Here is a 22,011-nt window from a genome sequence, read left to right on the forward strand (position 1 = left end):
TGTCGCGCAACGAAGTGAAAAACGTCAAAAAAAACAAGTGGGGTTCATTATGCAAATGCCCGCTGTCAGGGCAAGCGACAGCGGGCATTTGTGGGGATTTAAGTGAAATTCAATGATTAAATTGAAGATTCAGACGCTTTATTCTCCTTATTACGGCCTGCCAGCGTGTCGGTCAGCTGTTTATGATCCAGCTGATCGACCCACTTCGCGACCACTACGGTCGCCACACCGTTACCGATCAGGTTAGTCAGCGCACGGGCTTCGGACATAAAGCGGTCAATACCGAGTATCAGCGCCAGACCCGCCACCGGCAGATGTCCTACCGCAGAGAGCGTCGCCGCCAGTACGATAAATCCGCTTCCGGTTACCCCCGCTGCGCCTTTCGAGGAGAGCAGCAGCACCACCAGCAGCGTAATCTGATGGAAGATATCCATGTGCGCATTGGTCGCCTGAGCGATAAATACCGCCGCCATGGTCAGGTAAATCGAGGTGCCGTCGAGGTTAAAGGAGTAACCGGTGGGGATCACCAGCCCGACCACTGATTTCTTACAGCCCAGTTTCTCCATCTTATCCAGCATACGCGGCAGCGCAGACTCGGAAGAGGAGGTTCCCAGCACAATCAGCAGCTCTTCTTTGATGTAGGCAATGAACTTAAAGATGCTGAATCCGGCAAACAGACGCGCAATCAGCCCCAGCACGATCACCACAAACAGCACGCAGGTGATGTAGAAGCAGATAATCAGCTGGCCGAGCTGCACCAGTGATCCCACGCCATACTTACCGATAGTAAACGCCATTGCGCCAAATGCTCCTATCGGTGCCAGACGCATGATCATGTTAATGATGCCGAAAATCACTTTTGAGAAATTTTCAATCACGTTGAAAATCAGCGTGCCGGTGTTACCCAGGCGATGCAGGGCAAAACCAAACAGAATGGCGAACAGCAATACCTGCAGAATGTTGCCGCTGGCAAAGGCGCCAATCACGCTGTTAGGAATAATATCCAGCAGGAAGGGAACGATGCCCTGCTGTTCTGCCTGCTGGGCGTACATCGCCACGGCTTTGGCGTCCAGCGTGGCAGGATCAACGTTCATCCCGGCACCTGGCTGCACGACGTTCACCACGATCAGGCCGATAATCAGCGCGATGGTGCTGACAATTTCAAAATAGAGCAGGGCTACTGCGCCGGTCCGCCCTACCGCTTTCATGCTTTCCATGCCAGCGATGCCGGTCACCACGGTACAGAAAATCACCGGGGCGATAATCATCTTGATTAATTTAACAAAGCCATCTCCCAGCGGCTTCATCTGAGTCCCTAACTCCGGGTAAAAATGGCCTAACAAAACGCCGATGCCAATCGCCATCAGCACCTGGAAGTAAAGGCTTTTAAAAAGTGAGGTTTTCATAAACAGGTGTCCACTAACGCCGTGAGGTGATGTTGTCGGATTCGTTATTGTGACTGGCGGGCAACAGAGGTGGCGCCTGACAGTAACCCGAAAATAACACTCTGTTTACGTGATTAATACAGGGTGACAAACGCCCAGGAAACCCTGGGATCGTAATTCTGAACTGAAACGCTTCAGCAAGGGGTTTTGTAACTAAAATTCTCGCAAAATCAATGAATCAGGCAATTATTGCGGCAGTGAGGAGTTTTCGATCCACGTCTCGTTGAATCGGCTCACCGGCAGCGCTTCTGCATAGAAATAGCCCTGACCGATAGCGATACCGCGCGCCAGCAGCCAGTCGCGCTGCTCCGCCGTTTCCACGCCTTCAGCAATCACCTCAAGATGGATAATCTCGGCGATGGCCGCCACGATGCGGACCATGGTGTCGTCATGCGGCAGTGCCGCCACAAAGCTGCGATCCATCTTCAGTTTGTTAACCGGCAACGCTTTGAGCTGATGGAGATAGTTCAGGTTGGAATAGCCCATGCCGAAATCATCCAGCGCCACCGCCACGCCGGTCTGCTGCAACAGTCGCAGCATCGATATCGCCTGTTCCGCATCGTCAAGCTGAGCCGTCTCTGTCACTTCCAGCACCAGGGTGCCTGGTGCGATGCGGTGGCGCGCCAGCAAAGATTGCAGATGAGAAACTACGCCGGTATCCCGCAGTTGCACCGCGGAAATATTCACACTCAGCGGCAGCATAATGCCCTGTCGCTGCCAGCCAGCCAGAATGCGGCACGCCTCTTCAAACACCCAGCGGCCAATCGCGCTAATCACGCCAATCTCTTCGGCACTGGCAATAAACTCTTCGGTCAGACCGTAACTGCCATCTGGCTGGCGCATACGCAGCAGCGCTTCTGCGCCGGTTAACGTGCCGGTGCGCATATCCACCTGAGGTTGCAGGTAGAGGGCGAACTGCTCATCGTGCAGCCCCTGCAGAATGTCATGCTCCTGCGTCAGGCGTTTCTGCGCGCGCTCGGTCAGGGCAGCGTCAAAGAACAGGATCTGATTTTTGCCCTGATGACGGGCCGACATCATCGCCGAGGTCGCGCGGTCAAGCAGCTCATTCGCGCTCAGCGGCCGATCGTCGCGCAGCGCCAGACCGATACTGACGTTAGGACGCAGCTGCAGCTGATGCAGGTTGACCGGCTGATTCAGGCGAATCATCAGGTTGCGCGCCAGGCGCAGCGCACGGAACGGATTACTGGCGCGCTTCATTAACAGCACGAAGTCGCTGACACCGGTCTGTGCCAGCAGGGTATGGTCATCCAGCGTATGCCGGATCTTCTCCACCAGCGTCAGCATCAGCGTATCGCGCTGCTCATCGCTCAGTACGCCGTTAGCTTCCTGCAGCGTTTCAATGCGGATCACCATCAGACCCAGTGGCTGTTCAGGGTTGCACATAAACTGCTCGACCAGCGCCAGAAACAGCGTACGGTTAGGCAGATCGGTGACGGCAAAATGGGTGGTCAGCCGACTCATCTCGTCATGAATCGACTCCAGCACCTGCTGATTGCGGTTGTAGCTTCGTATCAGCATGCCGATTTCGTCATCGCGGTGGCTCTGCGGCAGGGTCAGTTTATGCGTCAGAATCGACTGCGGTGGCAGCTCCTGCAATTCCCGTGAGAGATTGCGCAGCGGATGCACCACCAGCCGGTTGATGCACCAGCTGATCGCCACAGAGAGGATCAGCGCCAGTAGCAGGTAGGTGATGATCATGGTCGAGAGCGTGCTGAGGATAAACTGGTAGACGCGCGTCGAGTTAGCCTGCAACACCAGATAGGCCAGCGGCTTCGGCATCCCGGTATTTTCCACCGAATAGAGCGGCAGGGTAATCTGCACCGGCAGCTCAAACAGGCGGGCCACCAGAAGCGGCACCGGTTTTTCCGTCTCGAAGTCGGCGTGCAGGGCCTGGAACGCATTCGGCAGCACCACATCGGCGCGCGATAAAATACCGGCTGGCTTCAGTGAATGAAGAATGCGTTCGGCCTGAGAAATATCGGCACGCAGCACCGCTTCCGACAGCGGCTGGCGGACGGTGTGTGCGATATTCTCCATCTGCTGGGCATAGTCAATCCTGCGCTGCTGCACAAAATGAAACAGTTGGATGACGATAAAGATACTGATGGTGATAACCGCAACCAGCGAAACTGTCGCCATCTGCTTTATCGTAAGTGACCGGCTTACGCGCAAAAAAATTCTCTCCCGACGATGAAAAAAGCCCAGATAGCAGACAGGACAATGCCCGCCAGTATATCCCATAAACTGACTTTTTTACCGTCTGAAAAGTCCTGCTTTTTCCCGTTCCGTGTTATTTAAAATCTGCGTAAGGGATCAGCGGCTGTGGCGGCATATCGAGATCGCCTTCCCAGCCGTCGGCAGCATAGCGCACATAGAGCAGACCATGACTCGGGGTGTAATCCTTCGCCTGCTGAATATCGACACCCGCACCAATAAACCAGTTCGACGTCAGCCGTCGCTCAATCACTGCCTGCAGCGTATAGCCCGTACCGCCGCCGGAACTGCTGGCAGAAGACGGATTACTGGCCAGGGTATAACCCGGATTAACCGGATAACGCTGCTGCGCACTGGTTTTCGAATGGGACCAGGAGACGGAGCCGCCCAGATCAAACGACCAGTTCTCTGTCCGCTGCCGCCAGGTCACCGGCACGGAAAAAGAGAGATACTGCTGCGGACTGTAGTAACCGCCCTGGCCGAAGGTGTAATCGCTGAGATCCTTCTGATAGTGCCAGATCATGCTGTTCAGCCCGACGGTCGCACGGCGATTGTCGCTGTTGATGAGCTTGTAGTAATAGCCGCCCATCAGCCGCTCGCGGCTGTTATCGGCAACATTTTTACCGGTGATCTGATGCGCACTGATGTCGCCCCAGACGCCATGCGCCCCGCCCTGATCGTAACTCAGCCCGATGCTGCCGCCCGTGGCCACTACGCCGCCCCAGCTTTTGCCACCATTGGCGGCGGGATCGCGCGTCCCGGCATAGGAGAGCAGCGAACTGGCGATCGGCCTGCGTGAGGCAGTGAGTGTGACGCCGAGCTGTTTCACATCGGTTTTCCAGCTCAGCCCACCGGTCCAGTTCGTGACTTCAAAACCCAGCGGCGTAGTACCGAGGTCAGCCGACCAGGTCGCGTTATGCCAGCCAGCGGCCAGCGCCGTACCCTCATCGCGCTGGCGGGTCTGACGACTGCAGCCGCCGGAATTCGCATCGTCACAGCTGCCAAACAGAGCGTCGATGTTGCCGTTTTGGGTGGTAAAGGTGCCTGCGGAGACATCCACCCGATCAAGACGGACAAAGCCCCGGCCATCAGCAAACGGACGTTCCGCCTGCAGCATGGTGGTGTGCGCCGTAAAATCAGAGATGCCGCCGGTGCCGCTGTTGCGTGAATAGTCCTGCTGCACCGTCAGCGTGGTCTGCTGCTGACGATAAAGATCGGCCGTGTCGCTGCGCAGGCTGCGCTTCAGCCAGTCATCCTGGGGATCGTTGCGGGTTGCACGGCTGATATTGCCACTGCTATCGATACCGCTGGCCGTCATCGCCTGACGATAGTCTGCCAGTGCCTGTTCAGGCTGCTGCTGTGCGCCCTCCAGCCGTGCCGAATCACGAAACACCAGCGCCTTATCCTGCGAAGGCGGCAGCGCGGCGGCGCGCTGTTTCAGATCGGTAAACTGCGCAGCAGCCCGCGTGGTTTCACCCACCGCCCGCCACGCCAGCGCAATACGGCGATCCGCATTGACACTCGCCTGTACGGGCGGCTGTTGCGCCAGGGCCTGGCGGGCTTCGCTGTTGCGCTGCAGGGCAACCAGCGCTTCGATTCGCCCCAGCGCCGCATCGCCGTTATCCGGCTGGCGCGACAGCACCTGCTGATATTCCGCCAGCGCCTGCGGCGCTTCACCACGTTCCAGCGCCCAGTCGGCCAGCATCAGGTCTCGCCGGGTAGAAACCGGCTGCTGCTCAAGCAGCGTCACCGCTGCCTGCTCCTGCCCGGCGGCGCGCAGCGCCTCAGCCTGGGCAAAGATCTGATCCTGCTTCAGGCGGTCAGCCAGCTCGCGCATATCGCTGCTCCACTGCGCGTCGGGCAGCCGATGCAGCGTGGCCATCGCCTCGCTGTTGTTATCATTGCCTGAGAACCAGAGTGCGGTCGCATAAAGCGCGGTGGCGTCCTGAGGATGCTGCTGCGGCAGTGCGCGCATTACCGCATCCGCCTGCTGTCCGGCTCCGCTGTTACGCAGTGCGCCTGCCAGCCGGTAACTGAGCCAGACGTCATCCGGTGACAGCTCGCGCGCCTGACGATATTTCTCTGCGGCCTGCGACCAGCGCGCCTGCTGCGCCAGGGCATCCGCTTCCGCGCGCAGGCTGTCGCTGCGCAGCGTCCGGATCGTGTCGGCCAGTGCGCGCTGCTGTGCAGCAGGTAAGGTATTGATGAATTCCATCTCGCGGGCGGGCGACACCGTCTGATACAGTCCCGCCAGCCGACGCACCGCGGTGATATTAGTGCCATCCAGCCGTCGCGCGCGCTGCCAGAACTGTTCAGCCGCCGCCGTCTCTTTGCGGGCCATCGCCACATCGCCCAGGCCAATCAGGGCATAGCTGTCGCTGCTGTCATACGTTTGCGCCGCGCGATAGTGCTTTTCGGCAGCATCAATATCGTGCTGTGCCAGCGCTTTATCGCCCTGCTCAATCGCCAGCCAGTAGCGATTGCTCTGCAACAGTGACTGCCATTTGCCGATCAGCGTGCTCTGCTGGCCCGCTTTGATGGCGCGTTCCAGCCACAGAATCGCAGTCTCACGATGGCCCGCGCGGGCCTGGGTCTGTCCCATCGCGCCCATTAATTCGGCATCATCGGGATTCGCTTTCAGCGCCCGGTTAAGGGTCGTCATCGCGTTATTCACATCGCCTGCGTCGACCAGCGCCAGCGCCCGCATCCTTTCCCGATAAGCGGGATCGGCCAGTGTCGTCTGCTGCTTCGCGAGCGCCTCTGCGCCCTGCTGGTACGCATCGCCCTCAGTGAACACAGCCAGATAGGCTTTAAGCTGCGCCACGCTGCTGTCGCTGATCGGCTGACTGGTGATCTGCTGCAGCCAGAGGTCGGCGGCAGCGGTACGCCCGCCGTTGCTGTTTGCCAGCTTTTTCAGCTGCGCTATCGCCTTTTCTGGCTGCTGCTGATTAAACGCCATGCGTGCAATTTGTAGCTCAACCCCGATATTGCCCGGATAGCGCTGTTCCAGTGCCTGAAGCTGCTGATAAGCCACACTCTCCTGGCCGGGAAGGCGCGCCAGCAGCCGCCAGTACTCCAGGGCGGTATTGGGATCGGGGAAGACGCCGTTAAACAGCGCATCATAAGCGCTTTTCGCCTCGGTCAGTCGCCCCGATGTGGCAAGCAGACGCGCCTGCTGCAGTTGCTGCCGTCCATCGGATGAGGTCAGCGCCAGGCCGACAGCTGATTCGCGCGTCTCTGCCGAATCAGGTGCAACCTTTTTCAGTTGATCCAGCAGCAACTGCGCGCTGGCGATATCGCCCTGGTGCAGTGCCAGCCGCAGACGTGCCGCCAGCACCTGGGGATTATCGGGATCGATTTTCTCCAGCCGATAGAGCGACTGCTGTACCAGATCGTATTTGTTGGTCGACTCGCCGGTACGGACCTGGGTCAGCAGCCAGTCGACCGGCGAGACTTCCGATCCGTCAGCGGCGACGGCCATGCCCGGCAGCGCACTTAGTGCGCCGAGCAGCATGCCTGTCCGCAATAACTGAGCGTTATTCATCTTCATCCAGTAAACGACGACGGGTAATAATTCGCATCAGACGCCATGTCATCAGCGCGAACAGCACCACCACAAAGAGCGCACAGAGTGCCAGCCAGAAGGGATGTGAAGAGAGCAGCGACCAGAGACGCTCCCACCACGGCAGATGGCCGACAAAGTAGGTCTCTCCAACGCGCAGGCTGTTGACGCCCGACTCACGGATAATCGCCGTGGAGCCTGAGATCGCCTGGCGTTTGCCGCTGTCAGCCAGCGCCTCATCAAGCAGCTGCCAGCTGCGCGGACTGCCATCGGCGAGCAGCGCGACGACACTGCGCTGATCGTAAAACGGCGACTGGAAACCAATCACGGTCGCCAGCGGGCCGCGTGACCCAATAGCCGTAGTGCTTTCCGCTGCTCTTTCAGCCTCGCTCAGTGGCTGAACAGGCTGAGAAACCCTGCGCGCCGGGGTTTTCAGCCAGCTGGCGGTAGCATCGACCAGCGCCGTGATCCGGCGGTCATCCTGAAGATCTTTGGGGATATCGCCGATCATCAGCAGATCCGCATCCTGCTTTTTCGCCGTACCCCAGTCATCGGTAAGCTGCACGCGCAGCGCCGGATAGCCGGTCTGCGCGCCCATATTGCCCAGCGCATTCAGCAGCGTACTGACCTGCTGTGCATCGGGATTGGGCTGGACCAGCACCAGCGTCTGGGCCAGATCGGCGTAGCGACTGAACGGGAAGCCCGCATTCGCCCAGCTCTGCAATGAGGGCATTTCGATGTAGTGGCGATAGCCAGAGAAGTCGATGCTGGAACTGTCGTCCACCACAACATGGTGTCCTACCGGCGTCACGGTTTCACAACGCCCGTCGGCGGTGCCACCCATAAAGGTATTGGCATAGTCAAAATCAAAGCGCAGCTGGTTTACCACGCCCAGCCGCAGCGCCGGGATCAGCAGCTCATGATTCTTGTCCATCATTCCCTGAATCAGCGGAATATGCAGCAGTTGCTGCCCGGCAGTGTTTTTCGGCACCAGCGGGTAGTCCTGAATAAACTGATTATTCAGGTTAACGGCCAGCCGTGAGCCATCCGGGTGGACAGGCGAGGTATAGCGATAGCTCAGATCCATATCGATACCGCGCGCCCGTACCAGGAAGAGATCGGGCGGCAGGTTCAGCGTCAGGCTGATCGGGTTGGGCTGCAGACCGTCGGACTGTAACTGGTTTTCATACTGCGTCAGCTCAGCAAATGTGGTGCGGCGATCGGTCCGCACCCAGTTTGGCGCATCATAGGGCTGACGCGGTGCCAGCAGTGTGACACGGTCGACGGTCGCGCTGTCACCGCGTAACAGCAGCTCACCCTGCGCAATCCCCTGCACCGCCGTCAGCAGATCGTCGTCGTTGCGTCCCAGGATTAGCAGCATTTTTTCATAAGGACTGTCAGGCTGGCTTACCATCGCCACGGTCGGCTTCATCACCGGCGGCAAATTTTTCAGGAAATCCGGGCGTGCATCGTTGGTGGCAAACACCACCGCATGCTGCTGTTGCGGCAGCTGATTGTAGAGCACCGGAAAATGCTGTCCGCGCCAGGCGGCTTTGCTGCCGAACCATGAGGCCAGGATCGCGGCGGCACGCTGCTGGTTAACGTCTGGCCGGGCAGCAAACACCATCGGCAGAGTCAGCGGTCGCGTGTCGCGCGTATCAAGAAAGGGCTCCGGGAAATGAGACAGGTCATTTTTCAGCGGCAGCTTTTGTAGCGTCAGATCCAGACCGCTCTCTTTGCCGATATCGAGCCAGATGGTGCTGTTAGCCGGATTTTCACAGATGTTGGCGTAGTGACCGACCAGCTCAAAGCGCACGCGGTTAAAGTCGGTGATAAAACGGGGATCGATCGCCAACTGCATCTGATTCTGTTTGCCAGGCTGTTCCGGCGTCAGGGTGATCAGGCTCACCAGCTCATCATTGAGATAGACTTTCAGCTGCGACAGCGTGGGCAGCAGCGCAGGCGACGGCCGGTAGCTGAGATTAAGCAGCGCACGTGTCACCACCTCATCACTGCGCACCCCGAACTCGATCTGCCCGCTGGGGCGCGTTCCGCTCAGCGTCATGCTGCCCGGCGGCGGCGCCAGCTTAGCAAAGCTCAGCTGACTGCTACGCAGCGGCGCGGCAGGCTGCTGCGGCAACGATTGCACCGCCGTTTCTCCGGTAGCCATGACCGGTGCACTCTCCTGCGCCACGGCACTGCTCAGCGTTGCCGAGCCCAGCAGCAGTGCAGCGACCCACCTGTTTATTCCTGTTGTCGTCATATCATCAACTCAATGCAGATTTTTTGAAGCGGGCACGCGTCCGATGCCTTGCGGCAACAGCGAAGCCAGCCAGCTTACCCCAGCGGTAAGCAGGTTAAACAACCGACGTAACTGCGGCGGACCATATTCCGCCAGGCGCAGATAACCTTTAAAGCCGAGGATCATGATGTCGGCCAGACTCTGCACTGGCTTATCCTCCGGAAAACCGTCCTGCCACAGCGCCCAGGTATCAGCACGGGCGAAGGTGCACTGGATAAAATCAATATGTTGCTGGGTGGTCAGCTGATGCAGACGGACACCCGCCCGACGGCCAAAGACGCGCTGAACCTGGCACGGAAAGCTGAACTCCTGCTGTCCACGACGCAGCAGCAGCCAGACTTTTTCATTCTCCCGCAGCGCATCCGGTTCGCGCATCTCCAGCCCCACACCGCCGTCAGAGTAGTCACGCAGCGTACAGGGCAGCATATGACCATCTTCACGTGCGATGGCTGCGGGCATGGCAATCTCTACCCGATGCGCCTCGCGGATCTGTCGAGCTTCAACCGACACCGCCACCGCGCCACCGAGAATAATCATGTTGTAAATCACCCAAATCAGGCTTACGCATACCGTCAGTATCTCGTTTGCCGGGCCATGCTGTATGCGCCAGAACGCCATCAGCACCCCCGCCAGATTGAGCAGCACCAGCAGCATATAGGGCTTGGTGATCACCCAGTCCAGATGCTGCTCCTCAACCAGTCCGCCTTTGGCGGTAACGTTAAACTTGCCTTTGTGGGGATTGAACAACGCTACGGTGGTCGGGCGGGCGATATACCAGGCCAGCACCGTCTCGTAGACTTCGCTCCAGAAAGAATGACGCCAGCGCCCCTGGATACGCGAGTTGGTGAGGCTGGTATGCAGCATGTGAGGTAAAACATAAATCGCGATCGCCAGCGCAGGCGCGTAGATGATGTAGGCGTGGCAGAGTAAAAATGCCAGCGGTGCCAGCAGGAAGACCAGCCTTGGAATGCCGGACAGGAAGTGCAGCATGGCGTTGGCATAACAGAGCCGCTGCACCCACTTCAGCCCTTTACCAAACAGCGGGTTGTCCAGGCGGAAAATCTGCACCATGCCGCGTGCCCAGCGGATACGCTGCCCGATATGCGCTGACAGGCTTTCGGTTGCCAGTCCGGCCGCCTGAGGAATGCGGATGTAGGCTGAGGTGTAGCCACGCCGGTGCAGACGCAGCGAGGTATGGGCATCTTCAGTGACGGTTTCTACAGCAATACCGCCAATCTCTTCCAGCGCGGTGCGACGCAGAATGGCGCAGGAGCCGCAGAAGAAGGTGGCGTCCCAGGTATCATTACCGTCCTGCACCAGCCCGTAAAACAGCGACCCCTCGTTCGGCGTACGGCGAAACCGCCCGAGATTGCGCTCAAACGGATCGGGTGAAAAGAAGTGATGCGGCGTCTGCAGCATCGCCAGCCGGGGATCCTTGATAAACCAGCCCATGGCCATCTGTAAAAATGAGCGTGTCGGCACATGGTCGCAGTCAAAGATCGAGACGAAGTCGCTGCGGCAATACTTTTTCAGCGCGTGGTTGATGTTGCCTGCCTTGGCATGTTCGTTAGAGGGACGCACGACATAGTTGATACCCACGCTGGCAGCAAAGTCGCGAAATTCCGGCCGGTTGCCGTCGTCGAGCAGATAGATAGTCAGGCGGTCTTTCGGCCAGTCGATGCCCAGCGCAGCATAGAGCGTCGGTCTGACAACGCTGAGCGGTTCGTTATAGGTCGGCACCAGCAGGTCCACCGAGGGCCACTGCGAACGATCCGCTGGCATAGAAACCGGCTGGCGATTAAGCGGCCAGAGCGTCTGGAAATAGCCCAGCACCAGCACCACCCAGGCGTAGGTCTCTGCTGCAATCAGTAGCAGACCAAAGATCAGGCTCAGCGGATCGTCCCAGTTCAGCGTCGAGGTATAGCGCCACCAGAGGTAGCGGCACGACACGGTCAGCGACAGCACGATGAGCATCATCGTGGGAAAACGCCCCGGTATGCGCCGTACCAGCATCGCCAGCCCCCAGAGCAGTACGACAAAAATAAACTGGGTCATCAGACCAAAGGGCTGACTGATACAGAGCAGTGCCAGCAGTGAGGCAAAGAGGGCAATGACGACGAAAAGGCTGCGTCGCATCAGCGGTGACAGGCGCTTCAGCCGCTGTTCAAGACGCGTATCAATGCTGTGGGTTTGCGAGCGGGCGACAAGATTATCCAGCCAGCGATAACCGTGGTGCCGCCAGCCAGTCAGCACGCTCAGGCGATTAACGCCGTCGCGCCTGCCCGCACCCGGTAGCCGGATCACAATCAGCCAGAGTGTCTGAATCAGATAACGCAAAATATCCAGCGGACGCGGACGCTCCGGAGAAATGTGCGGATAAAGGCGGCGGCGCTGCTGAATAACACGCTGCCAGGCCGGGCTTTCGAAACGGAGCAGCATCAGCCCCAGAACAGACCAGAACAGGTGGAGTGCACTGGCAAAGCGGGAAGCGCCATTGCCTCGCGCGGTGGTATAGCCGCTGTGCAGTGATTGCCAGGCGGGAGCAGTCAACAGCCAGCGCAACGGGTTCACGACCTCACCCCATTCAGGTTGAGCAGCAGCCAGTTTGCCAGCGTGATAATCTCTTCGCTGACTAACGCATGTGGCCGATATTCACCAACTGGCTGCTTCATCATCAGCGATTCAGCCAGCGCCTCATCGCGGTGGATCAGCAGCGGTATCAGCTTTGTCAGCGAAGCCATCCAGAGCTGATGGAGGTCCTGCTGCAGACGGCTGTTGGCATTGAACTGATTGATGATAAAGCGCGTACGCGCCGGAAAATGGCGCTGGCTCAGACGTAAATGACAATTCGCATCTGGCTGAGTGACGCACAGTATACCGTCCAGTCCCGGATAGAGCGTTTCGTGCCACGGCAGGGGATCGGCGGGCAGATCGAAAATAATCCACTGATAGCGCGCCTGCAGGTCCGGCAATGCCTGGAGCAGCGGCGCGGCCACCGCTTCACTCTGGTGGGCAATAGTCAACGCATGCTGATGAGAAAGCACACCATGTGGAAGCAAATCAGGTCCATTGGGATAGCGAAGCGCGGCATGCTGCCACTCCCCGTCATCGCACAGCGCCTGCATCCAGCCATTCTCCTGTTGAGGGGGCAGATTAAAATGCACGCCGAGCTGACTGATCGGCGAGCCGTCGATCAGCAAGACCCGCTCGCCGAGGGTGGCGAGCGCCCAGCCGAGTCCGGCACAAAGAGAGGTTGTGCCAACGCCGCCCCGCACGCCCTGAAGCGCTATCAGCGGCATCAGTCAGGTTGCTCAGGCTTGCTGGGGAGCGTTTCCGCTAACAGCGGCCAGCGCGACACAATCTCTTTCAGGCGCTCTTCACGTGCAATGTCGACATAGCGAAAAGAGTGCAAAGAAAAGGCGTCACGCAAAGCGCTAATATCATCCTGACGATCGCCCGCAGTGGCGACAGGGGTATAAAGATTTTGGTTTTTCATTACTTTTCGCCAAAAATAAAACAATGTCAGATTCAGAATGACCGCCTGCGCGTAAAAAAGGGCGTTGAAAAAAAATTTCCTGAAACGCGGCATTTGCAGAACATTGTGAGTCAGCCTGTCATTAGCAATGTTCAAATTTCTCAGGTTACATCCAGGCCTGTCTATAATAAGCTAGCCTGGACTGGAAAAATAACGAATTCAATATGAAAAATTCTTTTTCGCTAGGGCTGTTGCATGTTCAGCCTGAATTAACGGCATTGCAAACCCCTGGCTGTTATTGGGTCACTTGTGCACGTCAGGATGACGCCCGCACGTTTATTCGACAGGTGATTTCACATCAGCAGGCCGTCACGCTGATCAGCGCTGATCAGCCGCCGCGTGATTTACTGACGCCCGACCCGGTCGGCGGTCCTGACCGTATCCCGCTGTTTTCTCTTCCCAAAAGCAAACGGAGTCTGCTGCAGCTGGAAAGCGATTTTCTGCGCACGCTCGGCAGCAAAAACGGCCTGGTGATATTTAACAGCAGCGCAGCGCAATGGGATAAGCTCGATGACGCCGAATTAACGCGGTGGATAAAGGGTATGCGCCACACGCTGCATAAAAGAAAACTCACGCTGTTAATCGTGACGTCCGGCTCCACCATAATAAACCTGAGTAATAATCTTCAGCGTTATTTTCGTCAGCTGGATGGCGTGGCGCATTTGGGCTTTCAGCAGGATAGCTGGCAGTATCGAATTAACTGGTGGTATGCCGCAGAACGCCTGCTGGCCGATCGTGCAATACGCCTGGGCTGTGAAGAAGATCGTTTCTTTACGTTAAATGAAAACCAGGAACCACTGAGCCTTAATGACGAGCAGCATTATCTTGCGGACAAAATCGTGCTTGAGGGTGCACCGCCACTTTCACGCCAGTGGCAACTCTTCGATGATAATGAGCAGGTCTGGTTACGGGCTCAACAGGCCAATGCCGCAACGGTTATTTTCAGCCTGACCCGAAGCGACCTGATCAACGAACTGGCGAAGTTTGTACACAGCCTGCGACGCGGACGCGGCAACGGCCTGAAAATTGTAGTGCGCGAGATGGGTGCCAGCCTGCGTTACAGCGACGAGCGTCTGCTGCTGGCCTGCGGGGTAAACGTTATTGTGCCGACCAACGCGCCCATGTCGCGGTTTCTGACCACGCTGGAAGGCGTTCAGGGACAGGTGTTTAACCGTCGCGTTCCCGCCAGTCTTGAGGCGTTAACCGCGTCATTGCAGCCTCTGCATGAAAAAGGCTACCTGCGGCTTGACGCCTTCTGCCAGTCAGTCAGCCAGTTGATCAGTAATACTTTGCTGCCGGAAAATGATAAGGGCCTGCTGGTGGCGTTGCGGCCGGTGCCACAGCTTAAACCGCAGCAGATCCTGACACTTTGTAAGCCGCGCCGCTTTGGCGATCTGGTCACGGTACTGGAAGATCGCGTCATTCTGTTTCTCTCCTCCTGCCGCTATAACGATCTTGATAAAGCATTGAAATATATATTTTCACTGCCTCACGACGAGCTGTTTGCAAACCGAATGGTCTGGTTCGAGGATAATCAGATTCTTGCGGAAGTCAGCAATATTAAGAAACTGACGCCCATGGCGATTCAGGATCTGACGCCGGTATCAGAGACAACACGTGCTGCCGTTGAGAGCCGGCACGAAACGCAGGAACGCTCAGCCCCCCTGCCCATCACTTTACTGCCGGAGAATGAATCCCGATGAACCTGATGGATTGGGTACAGATTGCGCTGCTGATCGTTGTTATTTTGCTGATTTTAAAGCCGGTCTGGCATCAGTGGCTGCCGCGTCGCTGGAACGGCCTGCTGAATCGGCTGTTGCCTGCTCGCGCGCTGAAGTCTGAAGGTCACTGGCAGCGTCAATCTCCAAAAACGGATGCAAAAATTAATGAAAAATGATCAACCCGCTGCGGCCCACTCTTCCCGTTTGTGGTCCTGCTGGCGCGGACTGGGCGGCTGGAACTTCTACTTTTTAGTCAAATTTGCCCTGCTGTGGTACGGCTACCTCAACTTTCATGCTTTGAGCAATCTGGTGTTTCTCGCCTGGCTGCTCTTCCCGCTGCCGTCGGTTCGCCTGCATCGCCTGCGCCACTGGGTCTCGATCCCTGTTGGCTTCGCGCTGTTCTGGCATGATACCTGGCTGCCGGGACTCAGCAGCATTCTCAGCCAGGGCGATCAGCTGGCGGGCTTCTCGGGTGCTTACCTGCTCGATCTGGCTGACCGTTTTATCAACTGGCAAATGGTGGGTGCCCTGTTTGTTCTGCTGGTGCTCTATCTGTTTATTTCGCAGTGGATTCGCATCACCGTGCTGGTTTCATTGATGCTGATCTGGCTCAACGTGCTGACCATTGCGGGTCCGGCGATGTCGCTGCTGCCGACCCGCGCGACAACCCCGCAGGTGGTGCTGAATCAGACACCGGCTGCTGCCAGCCAGGCGGCGGCCGTGCCGGATGGGCTCGATCAGTCAGCCGCGCCCACCAGCGCCAGCCTGACCGCCTGGCTCAGCCGTTTTTATGAGAGTGAGCGCAAGCGCGTCACCCATTTCCCTGACAGCCTGCCGGCCGATTCGCAGCCGTTCGACATCCTGGTGATCAACATCTGTTCACTCGCCTGGTCCGACATGGATGCCTCCCAGCTGCGTAATCATCCGCTGTGGCAGCATTTCGATATCATGCTGACCAACTATAACTCCGCCACCAGTTACAGCGGACCGGCGGGGATCCGTCTGCTGCGTGCCAGCTGCGGTCAGACTTCGCACAGCGAACTCTACAAACCCACCGATTCTCGCTGTTATCTGTTCGATAATCTGGCGAAGCTGGGCTTTAAAGAGCAGCTGATGATGGATCACACCGGCGTGTTCGGTAACTATCTCAAGGAACTGCGCGAGGGCGGCGATATTCAGGCACCGCTGATGTCGCAGGCAGGCATTGCCCCGGAACTGACCTCATTCGACGGCTCGCCGGTGCTTAACGATGCGCAGCTGATGCAGCGCTGGCTTGACGATCGCAGCAAGAGCAGCGATGCACGCAGCGCCACCTTCTACAACCTGATCCCGCTGCACGACGGCACCCGTGAACTGGGCAGCACCCAGACTGCCCCGTGGAAGCCGCGCGCTCAGCTGCTGTTTGATCAAATCGACGCCTTCCTCACCCAGCTGGAGAAGTCGGGCCGCCGGGTGATGGTGCTGGTGGTGCCGGAGCATGGTGCCGCACTTGAGGGCGATAAGATGCAGATGTCAGGCCTGCGGGATATTCCCAGCCCTGCCATTACGCATGTGCCGGTGGGGATTAAGTTTGTCGGCATGAAGGCCCCGCATCAGGGTCAGCCTCTCAATATTGATGCACCGACCAGCCTGCTGGCGATTTCAGAAATTGTGTCGCGGGTGGTGGATGGACAGGTATTTAATGCGCCGAATGTGAATATGTCGGTATTGACCGACAAGCTGCCGCAGACGCCGGTGGTGTCGGAAAACGACGGTGCGGTGGTGATGATGTATCAGGGCAAGCCCTGGATCAGGCTCAACGGCGGCGACTGGGTGCCCTATCCGCAGTAACGCATTATTGCCGGATAGCAGAAGAGTGTGTCAGGCGCGACTCAGCGCCTGACACACCGGGTTATCAGCTCCAGAACGGCGGCCAGCGCCGCCGTTCTGCGATTGATCAGCGCTTCTCCTGAAACGCCTGCCAGGTCAGCAGCTGCAGGCTGGCAGAGAAGTAGTTCTGATCGGCAGCCAGCTTATCGCTCAGATAGCCGGTCTCATTCAGCGTCAGGTCACGCACCGCCAGCAGACCGCCCTCAAGGTGGTAAGGAGCGGGTGCATTCGCCAGCACATCGAACCAGGCGGGGGTCAGCATGCGGCTGTAACCCTGCCAGACGCGCTGAAACGGCACCAGCGCCAGACTGTGCGGGTCATACCACCAGATGTTCAGCGGCACGCGGATCGCGTCGTAGCTGAAGCGGTTTGAGTAACCCACCGCTGGCGCAACCGACCCATCCGCATTCAGCGCGACCCAGTCCAGCGGCAGGCCGGTTTTACCAAAGCTCAGCTTACCCAGCAGATCAAAACCATCGTTAATCAGCTTATCCCAGACCTGCAGATGACTGCGCTCGCCAAACTCCCGCCACGCCTGAAACAGGAAGTACGAGGGGTTCAGCACCACATAGCTGGTTTTATTGAAGCCCTGCGCGCCCGGCAGCAGGACGGTATGGCCGCCAAAGCTCGTGACATCCAGCTTGATGATGGCGCGCTGAATGCGGTCTGACTCCTGCTGATAGCTCTCCACCTGCCATTTCTGTGCGGCGCGCTGTAGCGCCCATGCCAGCAGCACATCGCCATCCGAGGCGTTATTTTTGTCGGCAACCGGGTTGTCACTGCCCGGCACATAGCGCCAGTAGAAGAGATCGGTCTGCGGATTACGCAGCTGAGTGCGTGTCCACTGCCACAGCCGATCGAAGGTGGCGCGATCGTTGTTGGCCACCGCCAGCAACATGCCATACCCCTGACCTTCGGTGTGACTGACATTGTTATTGGCGGTATCCGTGATCCGCCCTTCGGCGGTCAGAAAACGACTTTTAAAGGTATCCCAGCCGCTGGCATTGGCCTGCGCGCTGCAGGCCAGCAGTAAAACAGTGCAGATCCAGCCCATCCAGAATGGCTTACGTTTCATTTCTGATCCTATTGATATCGATAGTGCAGCGTGCTGCCATCGTTGAGTTCAAGCGTCACCGGTACCATTCTACTGCCGCCCTGGCCCTGCAACCAGCCTGAAAAAAGCCCGGCGATGACCGCACCAAACGCCGCCTGCCAGTCAGCCGGAGAATGGCGATTGTCGCCTGCCGGTAAGGCGTGATACGCAATCAGCAGCGCCTTCTCTTCCGGCTGAAGCTGCACAAAGCCCCAGTTAAACCGCGCCAGTTGCAGGTTGGTCTCGCGCTCCAGATCCTGCACGGTGCGCGACTCTGGCAAAGGATAGCGGGTCGCCAGCGATTCACCCATCCTGTAGAGAAAGGCTTCCGCCTCCTGCTGACCGGCGTTGGCGATCATCCCGTCAATCAGCACGCTGACCAGGTCAAACCAGCCCGGCTGATAAGGATGTGATACCCCCGAATGCTCACTCATTACTTCTCTCCGAACAGGTAACGGACATAGAGCCTGGCGCTGCTTTCGTTGTAGTCACCAAAGGTGTCATAACCCAGCTGGCCGCCAATCGTCACATCTTTATTGAGTTTGTAGTCCGCCCCGGCATGCAGGTTATAGCCGATGCCGTTTTTACTGCCGCCAGAGTAGTACGCGTCTTTCACGCTGCCGCTGGCAGCAAGGGATTCCAGCTCTGACTGCAGGCTGGCATCCGCCGGGAAGTACGCGCTCTTATCCTGACTGTAGGTCTGATAACCGGCTGCCCCGCCAATATTCACTTTGAGATCGTCAAACTTGCGTGAGAACTCTATCGGGAACGAGACCGACGCGTAGTTCTGCGGGCTGAAGTAACCGCCCTGCCCGTAGCTGAAGTAGCTGAGGTTTTTTGAGAAGTCCATCCACGCCAGACTCATGCCCACTTTCAGCTCGCGGTCGTCACTGTGGAACGGACGAACATACACCCCGGCGGTCGCCTGCAGATTGTTGTTGCTGGCGACATTTTCACCAAGATAGCTGTACGCGCCGCCGCCAGCGTAGAAGCCCGCATCGCCATTATCGTAGCTTAACAGGGCGTTCGCGCCGTTCTTCGTGACACGTCCCCAGCGTTTGCCGCTGGCTTTATCTTCTGCGCCGACGTAAGAGAGCAGGCTGTCGGTAATCGCGCGACGCTCACCAGTCAGGATCAGCGTCAGGAAGTCGGTGAGTTTCGGTGACCACTGCACACCCCCGACCAGCGTACTGAGATCCTGGCCCAGCGGCGTACTGCCGATATCTACTTTATAGCTGTCGCCCTTCAGCGCCAGATTCAACTCGACGCCAGAAGCGGTCTGCGAATCGGTGGTCGCGGTGGGCAGGTCATTCACCGTCGCGCCGCCTGCGGCCACAACGCGGCCCTGGCTCAGCGCATTGGTGCCGAAACGACGCCAGGCATCGGCGGCGCCACTGCCTGCCGTGAGTGAGACCGGCGTGGCGGTAAAGTCGAGGCGCGCCGTTTCAAACGGCACGGTAGAGAAGGTCAGCGGCGCTTTGGCTTCCGTCAGTTTGCTCAGGCCCGACTCGCCGTCGCGCCCGCGCACCTGCACCATGCCCTGACTCCAGGTAGCCGTTTTCTCCTGTAGCGAATCCATCATGGTGTTAACGTCATGCAGAACCTGTGACTGCTGAGAAACCGTTGTGCTGCCCGCAGCCGGTTCGCCCTGTGATGTCACGCCAGCAGTCTGGCCCGCCGGTGCGGCCTGCCACGGCAGCACGGTGCCGTAGCTGGACGGTGAGCGTCCCACTGGCGAGGTGGTGCGGTTGATAAACGGATTGTCCGCCAGCGCCAGGCCGCCCACGGTCGGCACACTGCCAGACTGCGCGCCCTGCAGGCCAGTCAGTTGCCCGCGTGCCGAACGCAGATACGCCATCGCCTGTGAATGGTTGCCATTGGCTTCGGCGACACGTGCCAGCAACAGCAGACGATCCGGCGTCTGCGTGGTGGTGTTAAGGCCGCGGCTCAGCTCGTTAGCACGCGGCACATTGTTCTGCGCCAGCGCGACGTTGATGGCCCCGACGCGCGCATCCTGGGTCGGCGTATCCTGGGTCATCAGGTAGTCATAGACTACGCCCGCATCCCGGTTCATCTTGCCGTCCTGATAGAGACGGGCCATCGCGAACATCAGATCGCGGTTCTGCGGATCCTGCTGCAGCGCGCCAATCAGCTTGTCATAAGCCACCGCGTACTGACGCTGCTGCCGCAGGCGATCCACTTCGTTAATCAGATAACCGTTGCGGATACCGGCGAGCTGGGTCGGGGTACTGCGCGCCTGCAGCTCCGGGTTGCTGAGGAAGCGCTGCGCCTCACTGCCGAGGCCCGCCTGATTCAGCACCGCCATCTGCGCGGCATAATCGCCCGCATTGCCCTGCACGCCACGCTGCAGGTTCGTCCGCACCACCGACACCGCGCTGCTGAGATCGCCCGCCTTTGCCAGCTTCTGCGCCAGGTTTCCGGCATCCACCGGATTAGCGGGCGGCGTGACCGTGAGCGCTTTCAGGGTATTGGCGGCGGCGGCCGTCGCGCCCTGCGCCAGGTACTGATCGGCGGTGCTCATCTGCAGATTGAAATTCACCCGCTGCGCCAGTTCACGCATCGCCGCCGTCTGCGCATTGGCAGGAATGCGCGCCAGCAACGCGCTGGCCTGCTGCCAGCCACCGCTTTCGCTGGCGTTCAGCGCACCGGCATAGAGTTCGCTGGTGCTGGCCCCGTTGCGCATCACCGGCTGCATCACGTTGGCCGCCAGCAGCGTATCGCCCTGCTGACGATAGAGCCGGGCTAAATCGAGCCGCAGCCAGCCATCAGAGGGATAGCGCTGAATACCCTGCTGCAGCGTCGCGATAGCAGCGGCGTTGTTACCGGCCGCCAGCTGACGCTTCGCCTGCTGACGCAGCGCATCCGCTTCATTGGCCCGTGGCGTGACGCTCTGACGCACGCTGTCGGGCAGTGCCCCCAGCAGCGTACTGGCTTCGGCACTGCGATTCTGCTGACGCAGAACGTAGAACAGCCCTTCTTTGGCGCTGCGGTTATCCGCATCACTTTGCAGAATGGTGCGATAGATCTGCTCCGCCTGCTCAGGCTGATTGGTGCGGCGCAACACGTCGGCGCGGAACAGCCTGGCGGCCAGCCCTTTTTCACCGTCAGCCTGGACCAGCGGTTCGCTTAAGGTCAGCGCCTGCGCGCTGTCGCCGTTTTTCAGCGCCTGCTGCGCGCTGGCCAGCTGCGCATAAAAGCGGGCATCGTCGGCCTGCTGCTGGCGTGAGGAACCCTGATCGCCGCCCTGCTGAGCAGAGCGTTGCAGATAATCAGCCGCTTCCTGATAACGTCCGGCTCGCTGGGCCACATAGCCCATGCCCGCTAGCGCATCGGCATCCTGGGGATTGGCTCCCAGCACTTTTTCAAAGCTGGTCTGTGCTCCGCCGACGTCACCGCTGTTCAGCGCACTGAATCCGGCTCCTTTTTCTGCGCCACCGACATTTTTACGGTAGTAGTCGATGACGGCGGAGTCCTGCGGATGACGCTGCTGCCAGGTCTGATAGAGGGCCGCGTCTGACGGCTGCGGACCGAGCCACAGCAGCGCCTGGCGCAGTGAACGATCGGCATCCTGATTACCACTCGCCAGCGAACTCAGCACCTCAATGCCTTCGCGACGGGTCGGTTCCTGATAAGTCAGCGCCTTACCCAGCGCCAGCCGTGCGCCGGTGTCCTGCGGATGCTGAGCCGCAAACTGCCGCAGCGCCTCAACCGCCTGCGGCAGCAGCGTACGGTCACCCGCCATCGTAAGATAATATTCTGCCGCGACGCTCGGTGGCGGCTCATTACCGCTGAAGGTGTTGCGCCAGGTCTGTAACGCCGCCGGAATGTTGCCGCTGCGCGCCTGCTGACGCGCCAGCGAAAGCTGCGCCTGCGGAATGGTCTGCATCTGGCGCGCATTATCCAGCTCGCTCAGGTGCGGATCGCTGGGGGAGACCTGGCTGAGACGGGCGCGATACTCCATTGCGGCAGCCGTGTCGCCACCCTGCTGTGAATAGAGGGCCAGCAGATAAAGCGCCTGGGTATTGCCGGGTTCAACCATCAGCACCTTTTGCAGCGAGGCTTTCGCCAGGTCGTCATGCGCTTTCTGATGCCAGTAGGAAGCCTGATCGAACAGGGCCTGCAACGCCGGATTAGCGCTTTCCGCCGCCAGCAGCGGCGGCGACAGAGCCAGCGCGCCTCCCAGCAGTAACGCTTTACGGATACCGGCACTTAACAGATTTTTTTTCAT

General features: G+C 58.9%; 13 protein-coding genes. 3 read left to right on the forward strand and 10 right to left on the reverse strand.

Annotated features, from left to right (window positions below):
* Positions 1-116: 116 nt before the first annotated feature.
* From IV493_RS17330 to bcsR, 7 genes are all read right to left on the reverse strand, one after another.
* Positions 117-1,406, reverse strand: a complete 1,290-nt coding sequence (locus IV493_RS17330) for a dicarboxylate/amino acid:cation symporter (RefSeq protein ID WP_013359658.1) — start codon at positions 1,404-1,406, stop codon at positions 117-119.
* Positions 1,407-1,631: 225 nt separating this feature from the next.
* Positions 1,632-3,638, reverse strand: coding sequence for a biofilm formation regulator HmsP (gene hmsP / locus IV493_RS17335; RefSeq protein WP_147789664.1), 2,007 nt, complete (start codon positions 3,636-3,638; stop codon positions 1,632-1,634).
* A gap of 118 nt (positions 3,639-3,756) precedes the next feature.
* Positions 3,757-7,224: a cellulose synthase complex outer membrane protein BcsC gene (gene bcsC, locus IV493_RS17340; RefSeq protein WP_195857503.1), complete on the reverse strand. Its 3,468-nt coding sequence runs from the start codon at positions 7,222-7,224 to the stop codon at positions 3,757-3,759.
* Positions 7,217-9,505 carry a cellulose biosynthesis cyclic di-GMP-binding regulatory protein BcsB gene (gene bcsB / locus IV493_RS17345; RefSeq protein WP_013359655.1) on the reverse strand — a complete coding sequence of 763 codons (2,289 nt, stop codon included), beginning with the start codon at positions 9,503-9,505 and terminating at the stop codon, positions 7,217-7,219. The genes bcsC and bcsB overlap by 8 nt, the downstream gene beginning before the upstream one ends.
* Before the next feature lie 9 nt (positions 9,506-9,514).
* Positions 9,515-12,115, reverse strand: a complete 2,601-nt coding sequence (gene bcsA / locus IV493_RS17350) for a UDP-forming cellulose synthase catalytic subunit (RefSeq protein ID WP_195857504.1) — start codon at positions 12,113-12,115, stop codon at positions 9,515-9,517.
* Positions 12,112-12,843, reverse strand: a complete 732-nt coding sequence (gene bcsQ / locus IV493_RS17355) for a cellulose biosynthesis protein BcsQ (RefSeq protein ID WP_195857505.1) — start codon at positions 12,841-12,843, stop codon at positions 12,112-12,114. The genes bcsA and bcsQ overlap by 4 nt, the downstream gene beginning before the upstream one ends.
* Positions 12,843-13,040 (reverse strand): cellulose biosynthesis protein BcsR, encoded by a 198-nt coding sequence (gene bcsR, locus IV493_RS17360; RefSeq protein ID WP_195858200.1) that lies wholly within the window; start codon positions 13,038-13,040, stop codon positions 12,843-12,845. The genes bcsQ and bcsR overlap by 1 nt, the downstream gene beginning before the upstream one ends.
* A 203-nt stretch (positions 13,041-13,243) precedes the next feature.
* On the opposite strand from bcsR, the gene bcsE reads away from it, so the two are divergent.
* From bcsE to bcsG, 3 genes are read left to right on the forward strand one after another with little or no spacing between them, the layout of a single operon-like run.
* On the forward strand, positions 13,244-14,782 hold the full coding sequence (gene bcsE / locus IV493_RS17365; RefSeq protein ID WP_107319208.1) for a cellulose biosynthesis protein BcsE: 1,539 nt from the start codon (positions 13,244-13,246) through the stop codon (positions 14,780-14,782).
* Complete coding sequence (gene bcsF, locus IV493_RS17370) at positions 14,779-14,976, forward strand: cellulose biosynthesis protein BcsF (protein WP_013359650.1); 198 nt, start codon at positions 14,779-14,781, stop codon at positions 14,974-14,976. Before bcsE ends, bcsF begins: the two co-directional genes overlap by 4 nt.
* A complete protein-coding gene (bcsG, locus tag IV493_RS17375; RefSeq protein ID WP_110331140.1) occupies positions 14,966-16,630 on the forward strand; it encodes a cellulose biosynthesis protein BcsG in 1,665 nt (554 codons plus the stop codon). The genes bcsF and bcsG overlap by 11 nt, the downstream gene beginning before the upstream one ends.
* A 106-nt stretch (positions 16,631-16,736) precedes the next feature.
* Here the strand turns inward: bcsG and IV493_RS17380 are convergent, their stop codons facing one another.
* Genes IV493_RS17380 through IV493_RS17390 form a run of 3 tightly spaced genes read right to left on the reverse strand, consistent with a single transcriptional unit; the run spans position 16,737 to position 22,011 of the window.
* Positions 16,737-17,744, reverse strand: coding sequence for a glycosyl hydrolase family 8 (locus IV493_RS17380; protein WP_013359648.1), 1,008 nt, complete (start codon positions 17,742-17,744; stop codon positions 16,737-16,739).
* Between the two features lie 8 nt (positions 17,745-17,752).
* On the reverse strand, positions 17,753-18,196 hold the full coding sequence (bcsD, locus tag IV493_RS17385) for a cellulose biosynthesis protein BcsD (protein ID WP_195857506.1): 444 nt from the start codon (positions 18,194-18,196) through the stop codon (positions 17,753-17,755).
* A complete protein-coding gene (locus tag IV493_RS17390) occupies positions 18,196-22,011 on the reverse strand; it encodes a cellulose biosynthesis protein BcsC (RefSeq protein ID WP_195857507.1) in 3,816 nt (1,271 codons plus the stop codon). Before IV493_RS17390 ends, bcsD begins: the two co-directional genes overlap by 1 nt.

The organism is Pantoea sp. SM3640, from assembly GCF_015654165.1.
GTDB lineage: Bacteria > Pseudomonadota > Gammaproteobacteria > Enterobacterales > Enterobacteriaceae > Pantoea > Pantoea vagans.

Coding starts and splice junctions, on each gene's coding strand:
- bcsE (WP_107319208.1), top strand. CDS start 13,244: ATGAAAAATTCTTTTTCGCTAGGGCTGTTGCATGTTCAGCCTGAATTA.
- IV493_RS17380 (WP_013359648.1), bottom strand. CDS start 17,744: ATGAAACGTAAGCCATTCTGGATGGGCTGGATCTGCACTGTTTTACTG.
- bcsG (WP_110331140.1), top strand. CDS start 14,966: ATGAAAAATGATCAACCCGCTGCGGCCCACTCTTCCCGTTTGTGGTCC.
- bcsR (WP_195858200.1), bottom strand. CDS start 13,040: ATGAAAAACCAAAATCTTTATACCCCTGTCGCCACTGCGGGCGATCGT.
- bcsC (WP_195857503.1), bottom strand. CDS start 7,224: ATGAATAACGCTCAGTTATTGCGGACAGGCATGCTGCTCGGCGCACTA.
- IV493_RS17390 (WP_195857507.1), bottom strand. CDS start 22,011: ATGAAAAAAAATCTGTTAAGTGCCGGTATCCGTAAAGCGTTACTGCTG.
- IV493_RS17330 (WP_013359658.1), bottom strand. CDS start 1,406: ATGAAAACCTCACTTTTTAAAAGCCTTTACTTCCAGGTGCTGATGGCG.
- bcsQ (WP_195857505.1), bottom strand. CDS start 12,843: ATGCCGCTGATAGCGCTTCAGGGCGTGCGGGGCGGCGTTGGCACAACC.
- bcsF (WP_013359650.1), top strand. CDS start 14,779: ATGAACCTGATGGATTGGGTACAGATTGCGCTGCTGATCGTTGTTATT.
- bcsD (WP_195857506.1), bottom strand. CDS start 18,196: ATGAGTGAGCATTCGGGGGTATCACATCCTTATCAGCCGGGCTGGTTT.
- bcsB (WP_013359655.1), bottom strand. CDS start 9,505: ATGACGACAACAGGAATAAACAGGTGGGTCGCTGCACTGCTGCTGGGC.